Origin of the sequence: Pseudomonas sp. Pseusp3, assembly GCF_047304225.1 — a bacterium.
In the GTDB taxonomy this organism is placed as follows: domain Bacteria; phylum Pseudomonadota; class Gammaproteobacteria; order Pseudomonadales; family Pseudomonadaceae; genus Aquipseudomonas; species Aquipseudomonas fluorescens_CD.
This window is the reverse complement of record NZ_JBGLYV010000045.1, coordinates 17,872-38,840: the sequence shown is the minus strand read 5'-3', so window position 1 is coordinate 38,840 and position 20,969 is coordinate 17,872. Positions and strand designations below refer to the sequence as shown.

General features: G+C 59.2%; 19 protein-coding genes. 5 read left to right on the top strand and 14 right to left on the bottom strand.

Features of this window, described 5'->3' with window-relative positions; genetic code table 11:
- Positions 1 to 4: 4 nt before the first annotated feature.
- Both ACCD00_RS16780 and ACCD00_RS16775 read right to left on the bottom strand, forming a co-directional pair.
- A complete protein-coding gene (locus tag ACCD00_RS16780; RefSeq protein ID WP_413426190.1) occupies positions 5 to 427 on the bottom strand; it encodes a hypothetical protein in 423 nt (140 codons plus the stop codon).
- Positions 428 to 468: 41 nt separating this feature from the next.
- The gene (locus tag ACCD00_RS16775; RefSeq protein ID WP_413426188.1) at positions 469 to 891 is read right to left on the bottom strand and encodes a hypothetical protein; all 423 of its coding nucleotides are present in this window, start codon (positions 889 to 891) and stop codon (positions 469 to 471) included.
- Between the two features lie 59 nt (positions 892 to 950).
- Here ACCD00_RS16775 and ACCD00_RS16770 point away from each other — a divergent pair, with 59 nt between their 5' ends.
- Complete coding sequence (locus ACCD00_RS16770) at positions 951 to 2,048, top strand: aminopeptidase (RefSeq protein ID WP_413426186.1); 1,098 nt, start codon at positions 951 to 953, stop codon at positions 2,046 to 2,048.
- Here ACCD00_RS16770 and ACCD00_RS16765 read toward each other — a convergent pair.
- Entirely contained in the window at positions 2,030 to 3,259 is a 1,230-nt protein-coding gene (locus ACCD00_RS16765) for a nucleoside recognition domain-containing protein (protein ID WP_008018473.1), read from the bottom strand. The two genes, ACCD00_RS16770 and ACCD00_RS16765, sit on opposite strands and share 19 nt — an antisense overlap.
- Before the next feature lie 117 nt (positions 3,260 to 3,376).
- Complete coding sequence (gene gltP, locus ACCD00_RS16760; protein WP_413426184.1) at positions 3,377 to 4,708, bottom strand: glutamate/aspartate:proton symporter GltP; 1,332 nt, start codon at positions 4,706 to 4,708, stop codon at positions 3,377 to 3,379.
- 299 nt (positions 4,709 to 5,007) lie between these two features.
- Between gltP and ACCD00_RS16755 the strand changes: the two genes are divergently transcribed.
- A complete protein-coding gene (locus ACCD00_RS16755; RefSeq protein ID WP_413426182.1) occupies positions 5,008 to 5,268 on the top strand; it encodes a hypothetical protein in 261 nt (86 codons plus the stop codon).
- A gap of 149 nt (positions 5,269 to 5,417) precedes the next feature.
- Here ACCD00_RS16755 and ACCD00_RS16750 read toward each other — a convergent pair whose 3' ends face one another.
- Together ACCD00_RS16750 and ACCD00_RS16745 are read right to left on the bottom strand one after the other, a co-directional pair.
- Positions 5,418 to 5,582 (bottom strand): DUF1328 domain-containing protein, encoded by a 165-nt coding sequence (locus tag ACCD00_RS16750; RefSeq protein WP_003170804.1) that lies wholly within the window; start codon positions 5,580 to 5,582, stop codon positions 5,418 to 5,420.
- A 71-nt stretch (positions 5,583 to 5,653) separates the two neighbouring features.
- A complete protein-coding gene (locus ACCD00_RS16745; protein ID WP_413426179.1) occupies positions 5,654 to 5,941 on the bottom strand; it encodes a hypothetical protein in 288 nt (95 codons plus the stop codon).
- A gap of 439 nt (positions 5,942 to 6,380) precedes the next feature.
- Here ACCD00_RS16745 and algB point away from each other — a divergent pair, with 439 nt between their 5' ends.
- Complete coding sequence (gene algB, locus ACCD00_RS16740) at positions 6,381 to 7,727, top strand: sigma-54-dependent response regulator transcription factor AlgB (protein ID WP_413426177.1); 1,347 nt, start codon at positions 6,381 to 6,383, stop codon at positions 7,725 to 7,727.
- A gap of 10 nt (positions 7,728 to 7,737) precedes the next feature.
- On the top strand, positions 7,738 to 9,528 hold the full coding sequence (locus ACCD00_RS16735; RefSeq protein WP_413426175.1) for a KinB sensor domain-containing domain: 1,791 nt from the start codon (positions 7,738 to 7,740) through the stop codon (positions 9,526 to 9,528).
- A gap of 7 nt (positions 9,529 to 9,535) precedes the next feature.
- Here ACCD00_RS16735 and ACCD00_RS16730 read toward each other — a convergent pair whose 3' ends face one another.
- The 7 genes from ACCD00_RS16730 to ACCD00_RS16700 form a co-directional block, all read right to left on the bottom strand.
- Positions 9,536 to 11,149, bottom strand: a complete 1,614-nt coding sequence (locus ACCD00_RS16730) for an EAL domain-containing protein (protein WP_413426173.1) — start codon at positions 11,147 to 11,149, stop codon at positions 9,536 to 9,538.
- Positions 11,150 to 11,225: 76 nt separating this feature from the next.
- The gene (locus ACCD00_RS16725) at positions 11,226 to 12,005 is read right to left on the bottom strand and encodes an N-acetylmuramoyl-L-alanine amidase (protein WP_413426171.1); all 780 of its coding nucleotides are present in this window, start codon (positions 12,003 to 12,005) and stop codon (positions 11,226 to 11,228) included.
- A gap of 103 nt (positions 12,006 to 12,108) precedes the next feature.
- A complete protein-coding gene (locus ACCD00_RS16720) occupies positions 12,109 to 14,094 on the bottom strand; it encodes a GGDEF domain-containing protein (RefSeq protein ID WP_413426169.1) in 1,986 nt (661 codons plus the stop codon).
- Positions 14,091 to 14,969: an endonuclease/exonuclease/phosphatase family protein gene (locus ACCD00_RS16715; protein ID WP_413426167.1), complete on the bottom strand. Its 879-nt coding sequence runs from the start codon at positions 14,967 to 14,969 to the stop codon at positions 14,091 to 14,093. The genes ACCD00_RS16720 and ACCD00_RS16715 overlap by 4 nt, the downstream gene beginning before the upstream one ends.
- 14 nt (positions 14,970 to 14,983) lie before the next feature.
- Positions 14,984 to 15,625 carry a thiol:disulfide interchange protein DsbA/DsbL gene (locus ACCD00_RS16710; RefSeq protein WP_413426165.1) on the bottom strand — a complete coding sequence of 214 codons (642 nt, stop codon included), beginning with the start codon at positions 15,623 to 15,625 and terminating at the stop codon, positions 14,984 to 14,986.
- Positions 15,626 to 15,825: 200 nt separating this feature from the next.
- Positions 15,826 to 16,455 carry a c-type cytochrome gene (locus ACCD00_RS16705; RefSeq protein ID WP_413426163.1) on the bottom strand — a complete coding sequence of 210 codons (630 nt, stop codon included), beginning with the start codon at positions 16,453 to 16,455 and terminating at the stop codon, positions 15,826 to 15,828.
- A 45-nt stretch (positions 16,456 to 16,500) separates the two neighbouring features.
- Positions 16,501 to 16,791, bottom strand: a complete 291-nt coding sequence (locus ACCD00_RS16700) for a c-type cytochrome (protein WP_008018455.1) — start codon at positions 16,789 to 16,791, stop codon at positions 16,501 to 16,503.
- Positions 16,792 to 16,982: 191 nt separating this feature from the next.
- Here ACCD00_RS16700 and yihA point away from each other — a divergent pair, with 191 nt between their 5' ends.
- Positions 16,983 to 17,627, top strand: a complete 645-nt coding sequence (yihA, locus tag ACCD00_RS16695) for a ribosome biogenesis GTP-binding protein YihA/YsxC (protein ID WP_413426161.1) — start codon at positions 16,983 to 16,985, stop codon at positions 17,625 to 17,627.
- A 492-nt stretch (positions 17,628 to 18,119) separates the two neighbouring features.
- Here the strand turns inward: yihA and polA are convergent, their stop codons facing one another.
- Positions 18,120 to 20,924: a DNA polymerase I gene (gene polA / locus ACCD00_RS16690; protein ID WP_413426159.1), complete on the bottom strand. Its 2,805-nt coding sequence runs from the start codon at positions 20,922 to 20,924 to the stop codon at positions 18,120 to 18,122.
- Between the last annotated feature and the right edge of the window lie 45 nt (positions 20,925 to 20,969).

Sequence of the window (20,969 nt, the reverse complement as noted above, 5' to 3'; positions counted from 1 at the left end):
CAGCTCACATCAGGCAGTAGGACTCCCGATCTTCAGCGACGATCTCGCGCTTGGCGTTGTACAGCCGGGCCTCGGGTATGAAGGCGATTGAGCGGCCTTGGAGCACATAACGCTGACCGGCTTCGAAATGATCGTAATTGATGGTCAGGTAGCAGATCCGTTCAGAGGGGCCGTTCATCATGCTCAATCCGCCACCACCGGGTACTTCAAAGTCGAAACGGACGATCAGTTCGTGGCTGCCCGGTGTGACCTCAAAGAAGCGCCCGTCGCGCAGGCGCTGCTTATCCAGTCGTTCGGCCATCAGCAACTTGTCGTTAGGGAAGGGCGTAGAGAATTCCACCCAGGCCATCTTCGGATTAGCCGCCGGCATCGGGCTCTGACAACCGGCAACAACACTGGCGGCGAGTAACAGCATCAACCTGCGCATGATGAATGTCCCAAGGGATTATGCATTCAGCATAACGCCGATCAGGTGCCTTGGCAGCCCGCTGGCTTGCCTTGACCAATCACTTTTCGCTGTTGATCGTAAAGTTTCGCCCAAGGCCGAAAACCAATGTTCCCCGCCTGTAGCTCATAACGCTCACCGGCGTTGAAGTCGTTGAATTTCACGTTCAACTGACAATCGCGCCACAACGGCTCGGCGTCGGGACCGATGTTGGTGGGCTGGACCGAAAACTGATAGCGGACCGTCAACTCATGACTACCGGGCTGGACCTCGAAATAGCGTTTATCGTCAGTGGCCTTGTTATCGACCTCCAGCGCCTGCAGCGCCGTATCTTCCTGCTTTGAGTCCAGGTCGATCCAGGCTTGCGCAGGATCAGGGCGGGGTATTCCGAAACCAGCACAGCCGGCCAGAAACAGCAGGCCACCCGTCAGTACCAACATGCGCATAGCGGAGCTCCATTCAAGCGGGATAGTCTTGTGCAAAGACTCTCCAAGGAAGAATTATTGTGTTCAGGCCGCTTCCTAGCCTTGGTTTACTTGATCGCGTTTTTCGCGTTTTGTTTCCGTGCGTGTTGTTTTTGTTGCTCAACGGTTGCGCCAGCGTCAGCTACTACAGCCAATTGGCCAGCGGCCAACTGCAGTTGCTGCGGGCCAGGGAGCCTGTTTCCAGTGTGATCGCCGACCCGGCGAGCGATGAAAAACTGCGTACGCACCTGGAGCAATCGCAGAAAGCCCGAACGTTCGCCAGCCGGCAATTGCACCTGCCGGATAACCAGAGTTACCGCTTGTACGCCGACATTGGGCGTCCTTTCGTCGTCTGGAATGTCTTCGCCACGCCGGAATTTTCCCTCAAGCCCGTAGACCACTGTTTTCCCGTTGCCGGTTGCGTGGCCTACCGCGGTTACTACAGCCAGAGCGCCGCCCGCGGCGAAGCGGCTGTGCAACGCTTACAGGGCATGGACGTATCGATCGGTGGCGTCGAAGCGTATTCGACGCTTGGCTGGTTCAATGACCCGATCATCAGTTCGATGATGGGCTGGGGCGATGAGCGACTGGCCACGCTGATTTTTCACGAGCTGGCCCATCAGCGCTTCTATGTGAAGGACGACACGGAGTTCAACGAATCCTTTGCCACTTTCGTCGAGCAGGAAGGTACTCGCCAATGGCGCGCCTACCGCCACCTGCCACCGGCTGACAATGCGCAGGCGCGCCAGCGCGACCAGTTCACCGAGTTGGTGCTCAATACCCGCACCCGACTGGAACAGCTCTACACCGCGCCGTTGCCAACCGAACAAATGCGCCAGCACAAGGCAGCCGAGTTCGAGCGCTTGCGTAGCGAGTACCGGCAAATGCGCGACCGTCAGTGGGCTGGAGACAAACGCTATGACGCCTGGATCTATGCGCCCATGAACAATGCCCGGCTATTGCCGTTTGGCTTGTACGATCAATGGGTACCAGCCTTTACCGCGCTGTTCCATCAGGTGGATGGCAACTGGCTGCAGTTTTATGCGGCCGTGGAGAAGCTCGGTGCCTTGCCCACGGACCAGCGCAAAGCAGCGTTGAAAACTTTGGCTGACGGCACCCGTCAACCAAAGAACCAGTAGCAAACCCCGATTGAACCCAGCACCCCGGCAAGCTCCGCCAGCAATGCGCAGCCAACCGCATGGCGTGCGCGCTGGATGCCCACGGCGCCGAAGTACACCGCCAGGACATAGAACGTCGTTTCGGTACTGCCCTGGACCGTTGCCGCCACCAGCGCCGGGAAGCTGTCTACGCCCGAGGTCTTCATGGTTTCAATCAACATCGCCCGGGCGGCGCTACCGGAGAAGGGTTTGACCATCGCCGTCGGCAGCGCATCGACGAAGCGCGTGTCCCAACCGGCCCACGCCACCAGATGACGAATCCCGTCCAGACCGAAGTCCAGCGCCCCGGAGGCCCGCAGAACACCAACGGCGCAGAGCATCGCCACCAGGTAGGGCAGCAAGTTCTTGGCGACGTCGAAACCCTCTTTGGCACCTTCAACGAAGGCCTCGTAGACCTTCACTTTGCGCAGCGCACCGATCAGCAGAAACAGCATGATCAGGCCAAACAGCGTCAGGTTGCCGAGGATTGACGACAAGCCGGCCAGCGCGGTCGCCGAAAGGGTCGCCAGCAATGCCATGAAAGCGCCAAGGGCGAGGGCACCGGGGATCAGGTAGGCCAGCACCACGGGGTCCCAGATGCGCAAACGCTGCATGAACGCCACCGCCAGGAAGCCGACAATGGTCGAGCAACTGGTCGCCAGCAGGATCGGCAGGAACACCAGCGTCGGGTCGGGCGCGCCTTGCTGGGCGCGATACATGAAGATGGTCACCGGCAGCAGGGTCAGCGAGGAAGCGTTGAGCACCAGGAACAGAATCTGTGCGTTGCTGGCAACGGTTGCGCTGGGATTGAGCTCTTGCAGCGCCTTCATGGCCTTGAGGCCGATCGGCGTAGCGGCGTTGTCCAGACCCAAGCCATTGGCGGCGAAGTTGAGGGTGATCAGGCCGATGGCCGGATGACCAGGCGGAACTTCGGGCATCAGGCGCAAAAAAAGCGGCCCCAAGGCCTTGGCCAACCATTCGACGATCCCGGCTTTCTCGGCAATGCGCAGAAAACCGAGCCAGAGGGTGAGGGTGCCGAACAGCAGCACCATGACTTCGACCGAAAGCTTGGCCATGGCAAAAATGCTTTCTACCATCGCCGCGAATATCCCGGCGTTACCGCCAATCAGCCACTGGGCCAGCGCCGATACGGCGGCCACGATGAAGAAGCCAAGCCACAGGCCATTGAGCATCAGTCAAATCCCCCAAAAGATCCGCGAATGATAGCGGGGTGGCCAGAAACGACAAACCCCGAATTTCTCCGGGGTTTGTCTGTTATTGCCTGTACCGCTCCCACAAGGGGTGTTGCATCAGTTCTTGGAAACTTCACCCATCGGCAGTTGTTCCTTGCTGCGCCAGTGCGGCAGGGAGTTCCAGTAGCGCTGACCCTTGGCGTCGTCGTACATGCCTTCCCAACGAGCGATAACCAGAACGGCCAGGGCGTTGCCGATCACGTTCAGTGCGGTACGGGCCATGTCCATGACGCGGTCGACACCGGCGATGAACGCCAGGCCTTCCAGTGGAATACCGACGCTGCCCAGGGTGGCCAGCAGTACCACGAAGGACACGCCCGGTACGCCGGCGATGCCTTTGGAGGTGACCATCAATGTCAGTACCAGCAGCAATTGCTGGCTGATCGACAGGTCGATGCCGTACAGCTGGGCAATGAAGATCGCCGCAATGCTTTGGTACAGGGTCGAACCGTCGAGGTTGAACGAGTAACCGGTCGGCACCACGAAGCTGCAAATGGCTTTCGGCGCGCCGTAGGCTTCCATCTTCTCGATCACGCGCGGCAGCACGGTTTCGGAGCTGGCGGTGGAATAGGCCAGTACCAGCTCATCCTTGAAGATGCGCATCAGCTTGATCACCGAGAAACCGAACAGGCGAGCGATCAGGCCCAGGATCACGAAAGCGAAGAAGGCGATGGCGACGTAAACCAGGATCACCAGTTTGGCCAGCGGTATCAGCGACGCGAAGCCGAAATTGGCCACAGTCACTGCGATCAGTGCGAACACGCCGATCGGGGCGTAGTTCATGATCATGTGAGTGACCTTGAACATGCTTTCCGATACGCCCTGGAACATCTTCACCAGCGGCTCGCGCAGGTCCGCCTGCAGGCTCGACAAACCGAGACCGAACAATACAGAGAAGAAGATGATTGGCAGCATTTCACCGCGAACCATGGCCGCAAAGATGTTCGACGGGATCAGGTTGAGGATGGTTTCGATGAACGCGTGTTCATGCTGAACCTCGGCCGCCGTGGCCTGGTACTTGGAAATGTCCACAGTGCCCAGGGTGCTCATGTCGATGCCGGCACCCGGATGGAACAGGTTTGCCAGCAGCAGACCGACCACGATGGCGATGGTGGTGACGATCTCGAAGTAGATGATGGTCTTGAAGCCGATACGCCCCAGCTTCTTGGCGTCACCGACGCCTGCGATGCCGACGATCAGGGAGGAGATGACGATCGGAATCACGATCATCTTGATCAGACGGATAAAGATATCGCCTGCCGGTTGCAGGACGTTGCTGATCCACCAGGCTTTTTCGGCACTGAAATGGTTGAGCAGCGCACCGATTGCAATCCCCAATACCAGACCGATGAGGATCTGCCAGGCGAGGCTAAGCTTTGCCTTCTTCATATCTTTACCCTTACTTGTTGTTTGACTCAGGGAGATGCGCGAACTGGAACGCTTATGGCGAAAAAGTCTGGTGCATCTACCCCCGTATAAGGTGCCCCGGAACGCGTATTGACGGCTCTCCGGCAGGCGAAAAAGGCGCAACTATTCCGATGCAAGGGAGCGCCGTCTAATGCCGTAAACGCCTACCCCATGCCAAATCGGCATGGAGTTTTTTTACCGAAAGCGACGTCGCAATCGGTTCGAATGCGACATTTCAGCAGGCATAAGTGCCGTGAACCGGTCATCACAGAGCAGATTGAATGTTTTTTGAGCAGTGGCTGAACGTTGATTTTTCAGCAGAATCCCGCTGGACGAAGCGAAAAATCATTGCCAAAGAAAATGCTTTTTTCTCGATATACGGTCGCTGGCGAAACACCTGGAAAAGTATTTTGCGACGTAACAAGGACAAGGAAGCGATAACACTGGTGAAACCGAGACGAGCGCTCTATTTCAATGTGTTGCGTATTCAAGCCCTTCGCAAGTCCGTCGAGCCATGGTGGTCCGGCGAACTTGCGCAGTAGCTTTTCCTGACCCGGCCCTTGCGCAGGCACTCCCTGTACCCGTAGGTCACTCCGCCCCTGAAACAGGCAGAACATCCCGACCCCTTGGTCATGCGCCAGCCTTCCTCAGGTGACGCAGGTGGAAGGAGGCGCTGTGGCCTCCTCTCATATCAGCCTCGACCGCGACGACCAAAGAAGAAAGAGGCAATGAACATCACCAGGAACACGACAAACAGAATCTTGGCGATACCCGTGGCGGTGCCCGCGATACCACCGAAGCCCAGTACGGCGGCGACGATGGCGATGATCAGGAATGTGATTGCCCAGCTCAACATGGTGATTCTCCTTACGCTTCTGTTTAGAGGTGCTGCGTTTCCCGGCGCATCGGGTGCGGCGGAGGTTTTGCCTAGAACACCCAACGCTCTTGATGACGCATCTCACCCACAGGCCCGGCCTGGTCGACATCCATCATGCGCATCGGGGGGCTATCGGCCTGACCGCTGCCGACAGCACTGAAATGGGTTTGGGTCGGATGCGGAGTCGACAGGAATGGCGCTTCCAGCTGCCGACTCTGCTCCCAGCGCAGAAACTGCTGGCCGCCGATCAGGGTGATCAACAGCGCCAGAACAGCAAACAGCCCTTGCTGGATATGCACAGGCGACAGGTGCAGGCGGGCGGCACGTTGACGGTTCATCCTGGAGCTCCTACCACTCGGGTCGGTATTCGATAGCGGGCGTTTGTCTTTGAATGCCCTGGTTAACCAGACAATTGCAGCCCGCATGCCACCTTTTCCTCGAAATATTCTCCTTTTATTTCAATATCTTATGCACACCAAGGAAATCACTTCGCACGCATCCTGCACGATGCCACGGGTGCAGTCGTGCGTATTGCACGATTCACTTGAAGGGAAGGTGTAAATTTTTTGAATTGAGAGAAGGGCGCGGATGTCAGAAATACAGGCTGTCCACTGTCAGGACCCGGGCATCTACTAAAAGACCCGCATAACCGGGTGGCTAACCGATACATCGGATGAAAGCTACTCTGCCATGACAGCATTGGCTCAGAATCAATCATGCAACTTGCCCGATTTTTCCGGGCCTAAATAAAGATCATTCATTAAGGAGCGCAGGAAAATGGAATCAGCCACTGAGCATCAAGGCCGCATTCTGCTGGTGGATGATGAGTCCGCTATCCTGCGTACCTTCCGTTATTGCCTTGAAGACGAAGGCTACAGCGTGGCCACCGCCACCAGCGCCGCGCAGGCAGATACCCTGTTGCAGCGACAGGTCTTCGACCTGTGCTTTCTCGATTTGCGCCTGGGTGAAGACAACGGCCTCGATGTGCTGGCCCAGATGCGTATCCAGGCGCCCTGGATGCGGGTAGTGATCGTCACTGCGCACTCGGCTGTCGACACGGCGGTGGATGCGATTCAGGCCGGTGCCGCCGACTATCTGGTCAAACCGTGCAGCCCCGATCAATTGCGCCTGGCAACCGCCAAGCAACTGGAAGTGCGGCAACTGTCGGCGCGACTGGAAGCCCTGGAAGGTGAAGTACGCAAGCCCATGGATGGCCTGGACTCCCACAGCCCGGCCATGAAAGTGGTACTCGAAACCGCCCGCCAGGTTGCCACGACCGATGCCAATATCCTGATTCTTGGTGAATCCGGTACCGGCAAGGGCGAACTGTCCCAAGCCATTCATGGCTGGAGTAAACGCGCGAAGAAATCCTGCGTCACGATCAACTGCCCGTCGCTGACCGCCGAACTCATGGAAAGCGAACTCTTCGGCCACAGTCGCGGCGCCTTCACCGGCGCCAGCGAAAGCACCCTGGGCCGAGTCAACCAGGCTGACGGCGGGACGCTGTTTCTCGACGAGATCGGTGACTTTCCCCTGACATTGCAGCCCAAGTTGCTGCGTTTTATTCAGGACAAAGAATATGAGCGCGTTGGTGATCCGGTGACCCGACGTGCCGATGTGCGCATCCTTGCGGCCACCAACCTCAACCTTGAGGACATGGTCCGCGACGGTCGCTTCCGTGAAGACCTGCTCTATCGCCTGAATGTCATTACCTTGCACCTGCCACCGCTACGCGAACGCCGCGAAGATATTCTCAACCTGGCCGATCGTTTCCTGGCGCGTTTCGTCAAGGAGTACGCCCGTCCCGCACGCGCCTTCAGCGACGAGGCCCGGGAAGCGCTGCTGAGCTATCGCTGGCCGGGCAACATCCGTGAGCTGCGCAACGTGATCGAGCGGGCGAGCATCATCTGTCCGCAGGAACGGGTCGAGATCAGTCATCTGGGCATGGCCGAAACCCCAGCCAACAATACACCTCGCATCGGCGCGGCATTGAGCCTGGACGAGCTGGAAAAGGCCCACATCGGCGCGGTCCTCGCCACCGCCGACACGCTGGACCAGGCCGCCAAAATCCTGGGCATCGACGCCTCGACGCTGTACCGCAAACGCAAGCAGTACAACTTGTGAGCAATAGCCGATGAAACTGGCGATGAAATTGCGGACCCGGCTTTTCCTGAGCATCTCCGCCCTGATCACCGTCGCCTTGCTCGGGCTCTCGCTCGGGCTGGTCAGCGTGATGCAGATGGCCGGCAGCCAGGAAGCGCTGATACGCAGCAATTTCATCACCCTGGACCTGGGGCTCAAGCTGCGTCAGACCCTGGGCGACCAGTTAATCATCATGCTGAGCGAGAAACCCGACTCTGCGGCCTTCGCGGCCTCGAAGCAGCATTACTTCGAACTGCTCGAACAAGGCATTGCCCAGGAACCGGCAGAAACAGGAAGCGAATACGGTTTCAGAAAAGCCAAGGCCGATTACGAGCGCTTTATCCGGGCTTATGAAGCGTCCCCGGACACCTCGAATGTGCTCAGCAGCCAGGACGACCTCACAGATAAATTCAACGCACTGCGCAATGGCCTGATCGCCGAGCACAAGCGCGCGCTGGATAACATCAACGATACCGAGCGCCAGGCCCGGGAGCAGGCACTGCTGATTGCCGGGTTACTTGGCCTGGTGGGGCTGGCGGTGCTGATCATCGGCTTCGTGACCGCGCAGGCCATGGCCCGGCGTTTCGGCGAGCCCATCGAGGCCTTGGCCAAGGCGGCGGACAATATCGGCCAGGGTAATTTCGATGTCACCCTGCCGATCTCTTCGGCGATGGAACTGAACCAGCTGACCCGGCGTTTCGGGATCATGGCCCAGGCGCTGCGTGAACATCAGGCCACCAATGTCGATGAGTTGCTGGCCGGTCAGCAGCGTTTGCAGGCCGTGCTCGACAGCATCGACGACGGACTGCTGATGATCGACCGTCAGGGCCACCTGGAACACCTTAACCCTGTAGCCCAGCGTCAGTTGGGCTGGGAGTCAGATCGCCTGGGTCAGGGGTTGGGCACGGCGCTGGAGCGCCCCGAACTCGATGATCAGCTGCAACTGGTGCTGCGTGGCGGCACGCTGGAGCGGGCGCCGGAAGACTTGAGTGTCGAAGTCGACGGCGAGTCGCGACTGCTGACCTATAGCCTGACCCCGGTCAGCCATACCCAGGGCCATATTCTCGGTGCCGTGATGGTGCTGCATGACGTTACGGAACAGCGTGCCTTCGAACGGGTTCGCAGCGAATTTGTATTGCGTGCCTCCCATGAATTGCGCACACCGGTCACCGGCATGCACATGGCCTTCGGATTGTTCCGTGAGCGCGCACACTTTGCTGCGGACTCCCGGGAAGCCGACCTGCTTGATACCGTGAATGAAGAAATGCAGCGGCTGATGCAGCTGATCAATGACCTGCTCAATTTCTCCCGTTACCAGAACGGCTTGCAGAAACTCACCCTGGCACCGTGCTCCATCGAAGCGTTGCTGGAACAGGCTCAGTCACGCTTTGCCACATCGGCAGAAGAGAAGGAAATCAGTCTGCTGGTGGAAGTGCAGGGGCCTTTGCCGCGGTTGCAGGCCGACCAGCCACAGCTGGACCGGGTACTCGACAACTTGCTCGACAACGCCTTGCGCCATACCGCTTCCGGCGGGCGGATACGCCTGCAGGCCCGGCGCCACGGCGACCGGGTCATCATCAGTGTCGAGGACAACGGCGAAGGCATTGCCTACGGTCAGCAGGGGCGGATCTTCGAGCCATTCGTGCAGGTCGGGCGCAAGAAGGGCGGGGCCGGGCTCGGCCTGGCCTTGTGCAAGGAAATCGTGCAATTGCATGGCGGGCGGATGGGCGTCTATTCAAGGCCGGGGCAGGGTACCCAGTTCTACATGGCGCTGACCGTTTAGGTCGCGGTCACGCTTCGTCATCCAGGCGCCGGCCAGCCAGGCGTCGCCCCCGGGTTATCAATTCAATGAACTGAACCGCGCTCAACGCGTGGGCGAACAGCCAGCCCTGGCCGAACTTCACGCCTTCACTGCTCAGGAACTCGGCCTGGGCCTCATGTTCGATGCCCTCGGCAATCACCTTCAAGTGCAGCGACTGGGCCATATGAATGATGTGCGGGGCCACACCGCTGCTGGCGGCGTCATGGCCCAACGCATCAATGAACGCCTTGTCGATTTTCAGGCAATCGACCGGCAAGGTTTGCAAATAGGCGAGGCTGCAATAGCCGGTGCCAAAGTCATCGATCAACACCTGGTGCCCGACATCCCGCAAGGACTGCAGGTTTTCCCGGGCCACCACCACATCGACCAGCCCGCGCTCGGTGACCTCAAAGGCAATTTGCCGCGCAGCGACGCGGTGCAGGGTCAGCAGCCTAGCCATCACCTGGCCGATCCGCGGAACCATCACATCACACGCCGCGAGATTGACCGAGATATACAGATGCGGGTTGGCACGCAGCAACTGGCCGAGTTGCTCGAGCAGGCGTTGCAGGACAAAGTCCGTCATCTGGCGAATCTGACCGGTGTTCTCCGCCATCGGAATGAACAGATCGGGACTGGTCAGGGTACCGTCCGGCCTGCGCCAGCGCAGCAACGCTTCAGCCCCGACACAGTTGCGGCTATCGAGGTCGAAGATCGGTTGATACAGCACCTGCAACTCGCCACGGCGAATCGCGCCGGTGAGTTCGGCGTCCAGCGACTGCCGCTGGCGCACCAGCAGAAACACCAGGAACCCAACGCATATGCCCAGCGCCAGGCTGGCCGGCAGCAGCCACCACCAGACCGCGGGGATGTGCATACCGCTACGCGGGCTGATCAACACCAATTGATACTCCGGGTTGTCGGTGGGCATGCGGTATATCAGGCGTGTCTGGGTGATCTGCAACGCATCACGGTTTTTTGGTGGCCAGGACTCGACCGGCGGCCAGGTCTGAGTAGCGCCCAACACCGGAATCGCGCGCGCACCATGGTCCAGGACAACCAGCAGGCTGCTGCCCGGAGAGAGGTCGACCATATCGGTCAAATGCCCGCGAGAGGTCGCGACCCGGAAATTCCCGCGCCCGAGCATCAGCGCGGCGCGGTTTTCATCGGGTTCAGTGGTGGTGTTGAGCCAATAGCTGTAAGTCGGGCCCTTGATGTCTGGCGATCGAATCAGCGACAGCCCTTCCTGGCGAGGTCGATTGGAGCAGATTCGCGAGGAGTCCATGTAGGCAGCTTCGTAGACGAAGCGATAATTGAACGTAACCTGTTGCAAGGTCGCGATCATTTCAGCATCGCAGCCGCGCAACGGTTGCGCTTCAAGGTCGTCAAGGCTTTCACGCAGTTGCCCGAAGAGCTGTTCCAGGCGGGCGAGGAAGCGCTCACCCTGAGCATTCATTTCTTCGCTTTCGTTTTGCTCGACCTGGTGTATGGCGACGAACAGGCTGCCAGCCATCAATAACGTTGCGCTCAAGACAGCAGACATCAGCCCCAGGAACCAGGGGTGACGGAACCAACCAGGGAAGGTCTCTCGAGCAGCTGGCATTGTGCAATATCCGAAGTATTACCAATGAGTTATAGCTGCTGATTGGGAAAAAGCCCTGACCGTCGGGCGGGCGTCATTATTTTGTCTGATTCAACACCAGGAGTAGCGCCGCAGTTTGCGCATCCGGAGTGCCATCGAAGCGCGCCGGGCGGAAATGCATCTGGAATGCCGCTATCACATGCCGCGTTGCGACATCGAGCTCGCCAGTTTGTGGCGAGGCGTAACCCAGGCGGGTCAATTGCGCCTGAAACCAGCTGATGCTCGGCAACTGTTCGGCGAACTGCATTTGCTGGCGCGCCACCAATTGTTCGTTCGGCCAGATACCCAGGCCTTCGGCGGCCAGACGCTTCCAGGGGAACAGCGGCCCCGGGTCCAGCTTGCGCAATGGTGCAATATCACTATGGCCGATAATGTCGCGAGGCCTTATGCCGTGGCGTTTGCTGATGTCCTTGAGCAACACGATCAACGACTGGACCTGATCTTCGGTGAAGGGATACCACACGCGCCCGGTCGGGGTGTCCTTGAAGCCCGGGTTGACGATTTCGATACCGATGGAACTGGAATTCAGCCAGGTCCGGCCATTCCACTCGCTCTCCCCGGCGTGCCAGGCCCGCAGGTTTTCATCCATCAGCTTGTAGATGGTGGCGCCCTTGTCGTCACCGATCAGGTAATGGCTGCTGACTTCACCATGGGTCAGCAGTTGCAACGACCGCTCCAGCGAGGCATTGGTGTAATGCACCACCACAAATTGCACGCGGCTGTCGTGATTGGCCGAAGGGTGGCTAGTGTCGTAACGAGGGCCGCTGGCACAGCCGGCCAGCAGAACCAGTGACACGATCAGAGCAAAATATTTCATGGCGAAAGGCAGTACACACAAGACAATAATGCAACAGTGTAACGTAATGCCTTGCGAGCTGACGGCAATCGCATCGAATTAAACAAAATGGAACAAATGATCGTCAGCCCGGTTCCACCCGGTTGCGACCGGCATTTTTTGCGCGATACAGCGCCTGATCGGCTCTTTTAAGCACTTGATCGCTGTGCTCACCCGACCTGAACGCGGTCATTCCGATAGACACGGTGATGGTCACCGGCTCTCCCTTGAAGTGGAACGGACAGGCCTCAATGGAGGCACGCAAGCTTTCCAGCAGCTTCAGCCCCGCCGCCGGCAGCGTGGATGGCATCAACAGCACAAACTCTTCACCGCCAAACCGGGCAATGAAATCCGTTCCGCGCAGACGTTTGCGCAACACGCTGGCAATGATTTTCAGCACTTTGTCACCGGCCAGGTGCCCGTAGTTATCGTTGATGCGCTTGAAATGATCGAGGTCGAGCATGGCCAGCATCAGCGTGTTGCCATGCTGCTGCCATTGTTTAACTTCATGATCCAGGCGCTCGCTCCAGGCCGCGCGGTTGGGCAGGCCGGTCAACGGGTCGACCAATGCCTTCTGACGTTGCTCTTCAAGGTGCTCGCGATAACCCTGGGCCTCCTGCTCCATATGGGCGACCCGCTCGGCCAGGCTGTGCAGGCGTGCAGCGACCTCTTGCTCACGTTCATCGCGCTGCTTCTGGTGCTGGTCCATGGTGCCCAGCAAGCCTTCGAGATGGTTTTCCAGGACGTGCTTGAGATCTTCCAGGTCCGCGGCTTCCTGCATGCTGCTTTGCAGGCCATCGACCTGCTCGCGGATCTGCGTGTCCATCTGCCGCGCCGCCGAACGGTTGTCGGCGTGTCCTGCGGTGGCGGCCTGCAAGTTGCTCTGGAACGATTCGAGGCGCTCGTTAAGTCGTTGCAGATAGGCTTCGAATTCGTGCTGGCCGCTGTCGGTAATGGCCAGCATCAACGTGGCGAAGTCGTCGAGAATAGGCAGCAATTCGTACCAGTTCAGACCGTTTTTCAGACGATCGCGCATGGATTCGGCTTGCGGGCGATGACGTTCGGGCAATGTCAGGTCTTCAAGCAGACCCAGCAGCGTGTCTTCGATGTGGCTGGCCACCGAGCTGTAGGAGGGCTCGGGGGAATCCGGGAGTGCGTAGAGAATGTCGTGCCCGGATTGCGCCTGATCAGCGGCGACCACGTCCTCCGTTGGAATCGCAGGCAAGGGCACGCTATCCGGCGATGCTTGCGCAGTCAGTTCATCAGGGTTGGCTTCCGGCTCAGGCGGTGTCGTGATGGTTTCCGGAGTCGGTTTCTCGGCCGATTCGATTTCTGCCGCATCTGCGCTGACTGGTTGAGGCTCCACAGCCGGAGGTGCAAAAGCCACGGCTGCCGGCTCGGTGGGCACGGACTCGCCTTCAACTCGCTCAGCAGCAGGTACTTCGAAGATAGCCGGCTCAATGACGAGCGGGGTCGACTCGATATTCGCCGCAGGGCTCTCGGTTACAAGGGCGGCCGGCGCAGGAGAAGTCGCCGTCTCCTCCGCTTCACGACCGCCGAACAACCGCTGCAGCAAGCCCGGCCGACCGGGTTCCGTCGGGGCCTCCAGCTGGCTCAGGGCCTTGCCTTGCAAGCCACTCAGCTCGCTGAGCAACAAGGGTATCTCACGTGCCTGACTGACCCGCGCATCCAGTTGCTTGGCGAAACTCTTGAGTGGTCGGCTCACATCCCGCGGCAGCGGCAATGTTTGCAGCTGAGTGACCAGCGCGGTCAGGGCGGCACTGGTCTGGTTGACCCGGGTTTCCCGACGCTGCTCCGAGTCGAGCACAGCCTTTTCCAGGCGTGGAATCAGTGCGGCCAGGCCGGCGTCCATGTCGTCGGTACGCACGACCTCGCGCATTTCCTTCATGCATAGGTCAACGGCGCGGTCAGTACCTTCGGCCGCCAGGGTGCTGCGCACCAGTCCACGACGCAGCAAGTCGAGCCGCGCATCCCAGCGACGTTCGAGCTTTTCCTGCTGTTCGATGCTTTGGAGGTATTTTTCTTTCCAGCGCTGTGCTTCGTCGCTCATTCATGGGATCCGCGAGGGGCAGGACTCAACGCGGGCAATGCATCGGCCGTGAGCGAACCCGGCAGACGAATCTCTACCGCGACCGGCAGGTGATCGGAAATGGGCTGTGCCAGCACCTCGACCTTTTCCAGGGTCAGGCTCGGGCTCAGCAGGATATGGTCCAGGCAGCGCTGTGGGCGCCAGCTGGGGAACGTCGCTTCCAGTTGCGGCGCGAGCAGACCGAGATCGCGCAACGCGGAGTTGTGCAGCAGGTCACTGGCATGGGTGTTCATGTCGCCCATCAGTACCTGGTGCTTGTAGTCGCCAATCAGGTCGCGGATGTAGGCCAGTTGCAGGCTGCGCGCCCGGGCGCCCAATGCCAGGTGCATCATGACCACCACCAGCGCTTCCGGGCCTTCGCCGAACCGTACCAGAATGGCTCCGCGACCCTTTGGCCCCGGCAACGGATGATCTTCAATGGCCCACGGGCGCAATCGGCTGAGCACGCCATTGCTGTGCTGGGCCAGGCGACCGAGATTGCGATTGAGTTGTTGATACCAGTAGGGAAAGGCGCCGAGTTGGGCCAGGTGTTCAACCTGATTGACGTAGCCTGATCGCAGGCTGCCGCCATCGGCCTCCTGCAAGGCGACCAGATCGAAGTCGCCCAGCAGATTGCCGATTTTCTGCAGATTGTCGGCACGCCCGGTGTGTGGCAGCAAATGCTGCCAGCCCCGGGTCAGGTAATGCCGATAGCGCTCGGTACTGATACCGACCTGGATATTGAAACTGAGCAAGCGCAGACGACTGTCTGCGGGCAAGCCCGCGGACTCCAGATGATGCTCGTTGACCCGTGGATCATGCAGGCCAACGATGCGTTCAGTACCCCATCGGCGCATGGCAGTGACTGCCCTTAGTTGGCGGCAGCCTTGTTAGCCGCTCGCTCTTTGTCGATCAGTTTGTCGGCCAGTTGCAGGGCCTGTTCCGCACCGCCGGCAGAGCCTACGTCAAAGCGGTACTTGCCGTTGACGATCATGGTTGGAACACCGGAGATTTCATACTTCTTGGCCAGTTCACGCGCCTTGACGATCTGCCCCTTGATGGCGAAAGAGTCGAACGTCGCGAGGAACTTTTCCTTGTCCACGCCTTGGGTAGCGAGGAAGTCGGCCATGTCATCCTTGTCGGTCAGTTTCTTGTGTTCTTTCTGGATTGCGTTGAACACCGCGGCGTGAACGTTGTGCTCGACACCCATGGCTTCAAGGGTCAGGAACATCTGACCGTGAGCATCCCACGCGCCACCGAACATGGCTGGAATGCGTACGAAATTCACGTCCGTCGGCAGTTTCTCGACCCATGGATTGATCACGGGCTCGAAGGCGTAGCAATGCGGGCAGCCGTACCAGAACAGCTCGACCACTTCGATCTTGCCAGGCACGGCGACCGGAACCGGATTGCTCAGCTCGACATAAGGTGCGGCGGGGGCTTCAGCGGCCTGGGCAGTCATGCCGAACAGGCTGGCAGCGGCAAAAACGGCGCTGATGATCAGATTACGCATGCTTCACTCCTGGACAAATTTTTTCGCCTCGCGCGACTTGTCATCAGACAGATCTTGGCGGGCTTGAGTTCTGTAGTGTAACGGCAGCGGCCACAAAAAAGGGCGGCCAAAGCCACCCTTTTTATACTTGCCGGGACGGATTAATCGAGCGTTAACGTTGCAGGTAATAAGCACCCCGTTCAACGCCCGATCCGCCGGCCTTAATGCAGGCCTTGAATGTAGCTGGACACCGCGGCGATGTCTTCGTCGCTCAGCTTTTTGGCAATGGTCTGCATCGGTTTGGTGTCGCCGTCGTTGTTGCGGCCGCCTTCTTCCTTGCGGAAATCGGTCAGTTGCTTGGCGATATACTGAGCGTGCTGGCCGCCCAGGTGCGGGAAACCGGCGGGTGCGTTGCCCGCGCCATTTGGCGAGTGGCAACCGGTGCAGGCTGGCATGCCCTTGGTCAGATCACCGCCGCGGAACAGTGCTTCACCGCGAGCCACGACTTTCGGATCGGCGGCACCGACGCTGCCTTTCTGGCTGGCGAAGTAGGCGGCGATGTCCGCCAGGTCCTGATCGCTCAGGTTGGTCAGCAGGCCGGTCATTTCCAGAACGGTGCGCTTGCCCGACTTGATATCGTGCAATTGCTTGGTCAGGTAGCGTTCACCTTGACCGGCCAGTTTTGGAAAGTTTGGCGCCATGCTGTTGCCATCCGGGCCGTGGCAGGCGCCACATACGGCGGCTTTGGCCTGGCCGACTTTTGCATCACCCGGTTGTACTGCCTCACCTGCAGCATGGGCGAAGCCTGAGATGCCCACGGTCAACAGCAGACTCACGATCAATTTCTTCATCAGCTAATCCAACTACGGCTAAGGGTTAAGAGTTATGGGCCGGGTTTACTCGCTCATCCAGAGGATGATGGCTTGGTAATCCTCGGCACTGCAGTCCATGCACAAACCACGCGGCGGCATCGCCTTGAAACCCTGGGTCACGTGTTGCACCAGCGTCTCCATACCTTTCGCCAACCTCGGCGTCCAAGCTTCCTGATCGCCTTTTTTCGGCGCCATGGGGAGTTGGCCGGAATGACAGGCACCACAAACACGGTTGTACACAGCTTCCGGATCCTGTGTAGCCTGAGCGCTGTAAAGCGGCATCATGACACCGGCAGCTAGCAGCCATTTCGTCATAAAACGACCTTTTCAGGGTTGAGAGCGAGCTGCGTTCTAGTGCGCAATCAAGGTCTGTCGCTCTCGTGAACTTCATCCTACGCTGGGACAAAGCGCACACAAAATCTGCGGCATTATATACTGGCGTCACTGAAACGGAAGCGACACTGCTTGCCGCGCCCATTCCTGGCGCCGCCCACATCGGAAATCCCATGCAACTCAAGAATCCCATCCTCGGTCTGTGCCAACAGTCCACCTTCATGCTCAGCGCCGCCAAAGTCGACCAATGTCCGGATGACGAGGGCTTCGAAGTCGCCTTCGCCGGGCGTTCCAACGCCGGCAAGTCGAGTGCCTTGAACACCCTGACCCACGCCAGCCTGGCGCGCACCTCGAAAACCCCGGGGCGCACGCAACTGTTGAATTTCTTCAAGCTAGACGATGAACGCCGTCTGGTCGACCTGCCGGGCTACGGTTATGCAAAAGTACCGATCCCGCTCAAGCAACACTGGCAGCGTCACCTCGAGGCTTATCTGGGTGGGCGCGAGAGTTTGAAAGGTCTGATCCTGATGATGGACATCCGCCATCCGATGACCGATTTCGACCTGCTGATGCTCGACTGGGCCGTGGCTGCCGGCATGCCGATGCACATTCTGCTGACCAAGGCGGACAAGCTGACCTATGGCGCGGCCAAGAACACGCTGCTCAAGGTTCAGGCGGAAATCCGCAAGGGCTGGGGCGATCTCGTGACGATCCAGCTGTTCTCGGCCCCCAAGCGCATGGGCCTGGAAGAAGCCTACACAGTGCTTGCAGGCTGGATGGAACTGGCGGACAAGGGTGCCGAGGTAGAGATTCAATAAATATCAAAAACTGTTTGTGGTGCGCTCAGGCAAGGCAAAAGCGCGGCTCGAAAGCGGAGTTTAGGGGCCTAAATGAGCATTTCGAGCCGCGCTTTTAACGCAGCATGAGCGCATCACGGACAGTTTTCGCCAGGCAAAAAAAACCCCGGACTTCATATGGGGAGGGAGAAGTTCCGGGGTTCAAGCTCTAGACCGCTAGGGCGGGGTCCAGATATCTGCCAACACTTAACACAACATAGGAGCATCGAAGGGCTTCACCAGCCATTCAGTATCTCTGAGTGGTGGTTCGCAAGATTAGTTCAGATTTTTTTCAAATAGCTTTGGAATAACTCTGATTATCTTCCGGTCTAAACGACCTGCGCCTTCTGCCGCGGCTCTATGCCGCAGCAGAACACGACAGTTTTCTGTAGGAGCGAGCTTGCTTGCGATGGAATTTCAGTCGAAATCGATGTATCTGACGCTCCATCGCGAGCAAGCTCGCTCCTACAAGCCTCAGTGAGCCTCATCCCAGTTATTTCCAATACCCACTTCGACCAGCAACGGGACATCCAGTTTCGCGGCCTCGCTCATGTGCACGCGAATTTCATCGCGGACCTGGTCGACCAGGTCTTCACGCACCTCAAGCACCAGTTCATCGTGCACCTGCAGAATGACTTTGGCGTCGAGACCAGACGCGGTCAGCCAGTTATCCACCGCGACCATGGCTTTCTTGATGATGTCCGCAGCGGTGCCTTGCATTGGCGCGTTGATCGCCGTGCGTTCGGCGGCGGCGCGCTCTTGCGGCTTGTTGGAGTTGATGTCCGGCAGATACAGGCGACGGCCGAAGAACGTCTCGACATAACCTTGCTCGGCGGCCTGGGCACGCGTGCGGTCCATGTACTGGCGAACGCCAGGGTAGCGGGCGAAGTAGGTATCGATGTAGGCCTTGGCGGTCTTGGTGTCGACGCCGATGTCCTTGCCGAGCTTCTGCGCGCCCATGCCGTAGATCAGACCGAAGTTGATCGCCTTGGCACTGCGGCGCTGGTCGGAGGTCACCTCGGCCAACTCGACCTTGAACACTTCGGCGGCGGTCGCGGTGTGCACATCCAGGTTGTGGCGGAAGGCGTTCATCAGCCCTTCATCCCGGGACAGGTGCGCCATGATCCGCAGTTCGATCTGCGAATAGTCCGCCGCCAGCAGCTTGTAACCGGCCGGGGCCACAAAGGCCTGGCGGATGCGACGCCCTTCGGCGGTGCGCACCGGGATGTTCTGCAGGTTCGGATCGCTGGAGGACAATCGCCCGGTGGACGCCACCGCCTGGTGGTACGAGGTATGGATTCGCCCGGTACGCGGGTTGATCTGCTCCGGCAGACGGTCGGTGTAGGTGCTTTTGAGCTTGCTCATGGAGCGGTATTCCATAAGCACTTTCGGCAATCGATAGTCGTCTTCTGCCAGCTTGGCCAGCACTTCTTCGGCGGTGGACGGCTGGCCCTTGGCGGTTTTCTTCAATACCGGCAGGCCGAGCTTCTCGTAAAGGATCACGCCAAGTTGCTTGGGCGAACCGAGGTTGAACTCCTCGCCGGCGATCTCGAAGGCTTCGCGCTCCAGCGCCACCATCTTGTCGCCCAGCTCGATGCTTTGCACACCCAGCAGGGCGGCGTCGACGAATGCGCCCTGGCGCTCGATACGCGCCAGTACCGGCACCAACGGGATTTCGATGTCAGTCAGCACACTGGCCAGGCTCGGAATGGCCGAGAGTTTTTCGAACAGGGTCTGGTGCAGACGCAAGGTGATATCCGCATCTTCGGCGGCGTAAGGTCCGGCCTGCTCCAGGGCGATCTGATCGAACGTCAGCTGTTTCACACCTTTGCCGGCGATGTCCTGGAAACTTACCGTGGTGTGGTCCAGATACTTCTGCGCGAGGCTGTCCATGTCATGGCGCGTGGCCGTGGAATTGAGTACATAGGACTCAAGCATGGTGTCGAAGGCAATGCCGCGTACGGTGATGCCGTTGTCCTGATCGCCGCCGATGGCGCAGTTGGCCAGGATGTTCATGTCGAACTTGGCGTGCTGGCCGACCTTGAGCTTGTTCGGGTCTTCCAGTATCGGCTTGAGCGCGCGCAGAACAGTGTCGCGATCCAGCTGCTGCGGCACGCCGATGTAAGAATGGGTCAACGGGATGTAAGCCGCTTCGTTGGCCTGAACCGCGAACGACAGGCCCACCAGTTTTGCCTGCTGCGCATCGATGCCGGTGGTCTCAGTGTCGAAGGCAAACAGCCTGGCCTTGTTCAGCTTTTCCAGCCAGGCATCGAATCGCGCCTGATCGAGGATGGTTTCATATTGGGCTTCAGCGGCCACAACGGGTGCTTCGGCCTCGACAGCGCTAAACAGATCAACCGCCGGCTCAGGCTCGGCAGCGCTGCTCAGTTCGATACGCTTGGCGTCCCGCTGCAGATCGTTCAGCCAGCTCTTGAACTCCAGCAGGGTGTAGAGCTCGAACAGCTTGTCCGGATCTTCCGCACCCATCTGCAAGTCATCGAGACCGATGTCCAGTGGCACGTCGACCTTGATCGTTGCCAGTTGATAGGAGAGGAATGCCATCTCCTTGTGCTCTTCGAGCTTGGCCGGCAGAGTCTTGGCGCCGCGAATCGGCAGGGTCGGCACGATATCGAGCTGTGCATAGAGCTCGGTCAGGCCGCCATTCACACCGACCAGCAGGCCTGAAGCCGTCTTCGGGCCGATACCCGGAACACCGGGAATATTGTCGGAAGAATCGCCCATGAGAGCCAGATAATCGATGATCTGCTCCGGAGCGACGCCGAATTTCTCCTTCACGCCCTCCACGTCCATGCTGCTACCGGTCATGGTGTTGACCAAGGTAATGTGGCCGTCGACCAGTTGCGCCATGTCCTTGTCGCCAGTGGAGATAATCACCGGACGATCCGCCGCCGCGCTGCTGCGGGCCAAGGTGCCGATCACGTCATCGGCCTCGACGCCTTCGACGCACAGCAGCGGGAAGCCCAGGGCGATCACGCTCTGGTGCAGCGGCTCGATCTGCACGCGCATATCGTCAGGCATGCTCGGACGGTTGGCCTTGTATTCGGCGTACATGTCATCGCGAAAAGTCCCACCCTTGGCGTCGAACACCACGGCGAACGGACTGTCCGGATACTGCTTGCGCAGGCTCTTGAGCATGTTCAACACGCCCTTGACCGCGCCGGTCGGCAGGCCTTTGGACGTGGTCAGCGGCGGCAGCGCGTGAAAGGCGCGGTAGAGGTAAGAAGAACCGTCCACCAGGACGAGGGGGGCTTGGCTCATGAGCAGGATCAACCTTTTCGGCGGGTCCGGCGCTAGAATAGCGGG